Source organism: Nocardia thailandica NBRC 100428 (assembly GCF_000308795.1).
In the GTDB taxonomy this organism is placed as follows: Bacteria; Actinomycetota; Actinomycetes; order Mycobacteriales; family Mycobacteriaceae; genus Nocardia; species Nocardia thailandica.
In genome coordinates, this window is the sequence record NZ_BAGK01000203.1 from 1 (window position 1) to 4156 (window position 4156).

General features: G+C 71.1%; 4 protein-coding genes and 1 pseudogene. 2 read left to right on the forward strand and 3 right to left on the reverse strand.

All coding sequences use genetic code 11. The annotated features are described in order from the left end of the window. From ON36_RS22530 to ON36_RS22540, 3 genes and pseudogenes are all read right to left on the reverse strand, one after another. Positions 1-358: pseudogene (locus ON36_RS22530) on the reverse strand (hypothetical protein); the annotation flags it as partial. A 22-nt stretch (positions 359-380) separates the two neighbouring features. Continuing rightward, a complete protein-coding gene (locus ON36_RS22535) occupies positions 381-980 on the reverse strand; it encodes a hypothetical protein (RefSeq protein ID WP_245558164.1) in 600 nt (199 codons plus the stop codon). 29 nt (positions 981-1009) lie between these two features. Continuing rightward, the gene (locus ON36_RS22540; protein ID WP_174377602.1) at positions 1010-1798 is read right to left on the reverse strand and encodes an isoprenyl transferase; all 789 of its coding nucleotides are present in this window, start codon (positions 1796-1798) and stop codon (positions 1010-1012) included. 151 nt (positions 1799-1949) lie between these two features. On the opposite strand from ON36_RS22540, the gene trhA reads away from it, so the two are divergent. Next, entirely contained in the window at positions 1950-2636 is a 687-nt protein-coding gene (gene trhA / locus ON36_RS22545; RefSeq protein WP_085999675.1) for a PAQR family membrane homeostasis protein TrhA, read from the forward strand. Between the two features lie 56 nt (positions 2637-2692). Continuing rightward, on the forward strand, positions 2693-4156 hold a 1464-nt coding region (locus ON36_RS22550), incomplete at its 3' end, for an adenylate/guanylate cyclase domain-containing protein (RefSeq protein WP_043657185.1).

Below are 4156 nucleotides of genomic sequence, written 5' to 3' on the forward strand. Positions count from 1 at the left end.
CCTCGGTGCAGCCGCAGTCGACCCGCCGGACCGTGCCGTCACGGACGTCCACGGCCACCAGGGTCTTCGACCCCGACTCCACGGTGAAGGCCACCCGGCCGTCGGCGGTGAACGCCGCGCCGCCCGCCGCGTAGCCGAAACTGCCGGGGGCGCGCAGGGTCTCGGTGCCGCGCACCACCGCCAGCTCGTTGCCGGTGCGGTAGGCGAACGACGCGCCCGGCGGGGCAGGCTCGCCCGAGGGCAGCGCGGGCGGCGCGACCTCGGCGCCGCAGCCGGTCAGCAGGACGGCCGCCGCCGCCACCGCCCACCGGGCGCCCCGGCGCGCGCCGGGCACGGACTGCACTGTCGAGATGTTCACTGGTTCTCCCCGCGCTGGTCGGTCACAGTTTCCAGGCCGCGTCCAGCCGGGTCGCGACGTCGATGTCACGCACCGCCGCGATCTCCGGCTTGCGGATCTCCTCGGCGACATAGCGTGCCACGAAGCGGCGGATCTCGTGGTCGACACTCGCCAGGACCCGCAACAACTGTCCGCGCTTGGTCGCGCTGGCCACGTTCACCCGCACATCGCTCGGCCGCGGTTCGGCGATGTCGATGACGACGCGCAACGGGTCGGCGGTGCGGGCCGTCAGGTGCAGGTGCACGGTGCCGTCCACGCGGAAGCGGGATCGGTCGACGGCGAGGTCGACCACCAGGTCGACGTGCAGGGGGATGGTGAGCTCGAAGGTGATGTAGGCGTCGACGAACCGGACGATGCGTGGCTGTCCCAGCTCGACCGCGGCGGTGACCTTGGCCAGCCGGCCGGGCCCGACCCCGATCGGGCCGAAATCGAATGCGGCGCCGGTGAGCTCGCCGAACGCCTCGGCGATGCGTTGCTCGGACACCGCGTATTCCAGGAAACGCCTGCCGAATTCCTCGTAGCTGATATAGGAGGGCGGCACGGCACCGGGCGGCGGGACCGCCGCTGTGTCGAACTGTTCCACGGTCCGGACGCTACGCGACCGGGTCGCGGTCAGACGCCGAAACGCCGATGCCGCGCGGCGAAGTCGCGGAGGGCGCGAAGGAAATCCACGCGCCGGAATTCGGGCCAGTAGGCCTCGGTGAACCAGATCTCGGAGTAGGCGCTCTGCCACAGCAGGAAACCGGAGAGCCGCTGCTCACCCGAGGTGCGGATGACCAGGTCGGGGTCGGGCTGGCCGCTGGTGTAGAGGTGCTGGCCGATCGCGTCGACGGTGATCGACTGCACCAGGTCCTCGCCGGACTCGCCGGCCGCGATCTCCTGGCGGACCAGCGAGCGGACCGCGTCGGTGATCTCCTGCCTGCCGCCGTAGCCGACCGCGACGTTGACGTGGACGCCGTCGCGGCCGTCCGTGCGCTCGGCGGCCACGCGCAGCCGCTTGGCGATCAGGTCGGGGAACCCGGACAGCGAACCGACGATGCGCACGCTCCAGTTCTGCTCCGGCGCGGAGAGTTCCTCGACCACGTCGGTGATCACCTCGAACAGCGTCTCGAGTTCCTCGGGATCGCGGCGGAGGTTCTCGGTCGACAGGAGGTACACCGTGACCATCTCGATGCCCTCGTCGGCGCACCAGCCGACCAGTTCGGCGATCTTCAGGGCGCCGACGCGATGACCGTGGCTGACATCGGTGAAGCCGTTCTCGCGGGCCCAGCGGCGGTTGCCGTCGCACATGACCGCGACGTGCCGGGGATGCTGCTTACCGGCCAGCTGACGGGACAGCCGGCGTTCGTAGACGCGGTACGGCAGAAGTCGCAACTGCCTGGGAAACTTCACGGCGACCAACAGTACGCCTGGTGTGGTCGGCGCCGCTGTGCGCCGGTGGCGCAAGCGCCCGCCACTGTCGCCTCGACCACGTTTCCTCCCGGACCGAGCAGGGCCTTTGTACAGTGGAGCCGACCAACCTACGGTTCCGTAGGTTACGAGGGAGGTACCGGTGGAAGCGGTCGGCACAGCGCCGGAGGCGGGCGGTCCCATCGCCGCCGTGGTGAAGCCGCGGTTTCGAGGCTGGATCCACACCTGGGCGCTCGGTGGCGCGCTGATCGCGGTGGCCGTGCTCGTCGCGGTGGCCGCGGGCGAGTCCGCGGCGGCGGGCTGGTCGACGCTGGTCTACGGCGTCTCGGTGTGCCTGCTGTTCGGGATCAGCGCGGTATATCACCGGGTGACCTGGCACAGCGTGCGCGCCCGGGTCCGGATGAAGCGGGCCGATCACTCGATGATCTTCCTGTTCATCGCGGGCTCCTATACGCCCTTCGCGGTGCTCGGCCTGCCCGGTTCGACGGGCCGGACACTGCTGATCGTGGTCTGGTCGGGGGCGCTGGCCGGGGTGGCGCTGAAGCTGCTGTGGCCCACCGCCCCGCGCTGGGTGGGTGTCCCGCTGTATCTGCTGCTCGGCTGGGCCATCGTGCCGGTGGCGGCGGAGTTGCTGCACAACGTCGGCGTGCTGCCGGTGGTGCTGCTGGCGGTCGGCGGGGTGGTCTACAGCGTCGGGGCGGTGCTGTACGCGACGAAGTGGCCGAACCCGTGGCCGGAGGACTTCGGGCACCACGAGTTCTTCCACGCGGCCACGGTGCTGGCGGCGGTGTGCCACTACTTCGCCATCTGGCTGGTCGTGCTCGGCTGAGCGGGCGACGTGTCGGCGTGCGGCCGGGACTCACCCGGCTTCTATGCTCGAACGTTGTGGAACGGCTGACCCGCTGGACGCTGCGATCCCACTGGGGTCTGGCGCTGATCGTCGTGGGTGCCAACCTGGTCGGCATCGCCACCATCTTCGTGGTGATGTGGGCGGGCGGCGTGCTCAGCCGGGTCGGCGAGGACTGGGAGTGGGTGGCCAGGACCATCGCGATCTACCCGGCGATCGGCGTGGTCGTCGGCGTCGGTTTCGCGCTGCGGGATCGGTGGGTCTATCTGCGTTGGCTCGACCAGGGCCGCAAACCCCGGCCCGACGAGGCGCGGCGCATGTTGCGGCTGCCGATGGCGGTGACCCTGCGCGCGGTCGCGCTGTGGGTGCCCGGCGTCGTGCTGACGACCGTGCTGGTGGTGCGGTACACCGGCTATCACAACGCGTGGGTGCTGCTGTCCGGGCTCACCCTCGGCCTGCTGGAGTCGGTGGGCATCGCCTTCCTGCTGGTCGACCTGATGATGCGGCCGACGGTGCCGATCATCGCGGTGGTCCTCGGCCGCACCACGCACTGGAGTTCCTCGGTACTGGTCCGGGTGCTGCTCACCTGGGCGGTGTCGGGCGCGCTGCCCGGGCTCATCGTGGTGGTGCTGCTCGCCGACAGCACCACGCCGCCCGTCGACCGGGTGCACGCGGCGCTGCTGTTCTCGCTCATCGGCATCGGGGTCGGCGCGCTGGCGACCTGGCTGCTCGCCCGGTCGGTGGCCACACCCATGCGCACGATGTACCAGGCCCTGCAACGCATCACCCAGGGCGAACTCGACGTCCGGGTGCCGGTGGGCAGCGCCAGCGAGATCGGCCAGCTCGAACACTCGGTCAACGAACTGGCGGCGACGCTGCGCGAACAGATGCACACCGAGGACGTCTTCAGCAGGCACGTCGGCCCCACGGTCGCCGAGCGGGCCCTGGCGGCCAGCACCGACCTGACCGGCGATGTCCGGGTGGTGTCGGCGCTGTTCGTCGATGTCACCGGTTCGGTGGAGCTGTCGGCGACGCTGCCGCCGCAGGTGTTCGTGGACAAGCTCAACCGGCTGCTCGCCACCGTCGTGGCGGCCACCGAGGCCAACGGCGGGCTGGTCAACAAGTTCGCCGGGGATGCCGCGCTGTGCATCTTCGGCGCGCCGCTGGCCCTGCACGACGACGCGACACCCGCGTTGCGGGCGGCCCGGCGGATCCGCGACGAGGTGCTCGCGGTCGGCGAGGTCGACATCGGGATCGGGGTGGCGCGCGGGCGGGTGTTCGCCGGCGACGTCGGCACCGACACCCGCCTGGAGTTCACCGTCATCGGCGACGCGGTGAACGAGGCCGCCCGCCTGACCACCGAGGCCAAGGCCGCGCCGCGGCGGATCCTGGTCAGCGACGCGGTGATCCGGGCGAGCACGCCCTACGAGCGCGCCCGCTGGGAGTACTTCGACGACCTCCTGCTGCGCGGGATGACCGCGCCGACCGCCTGCTGGACCGAC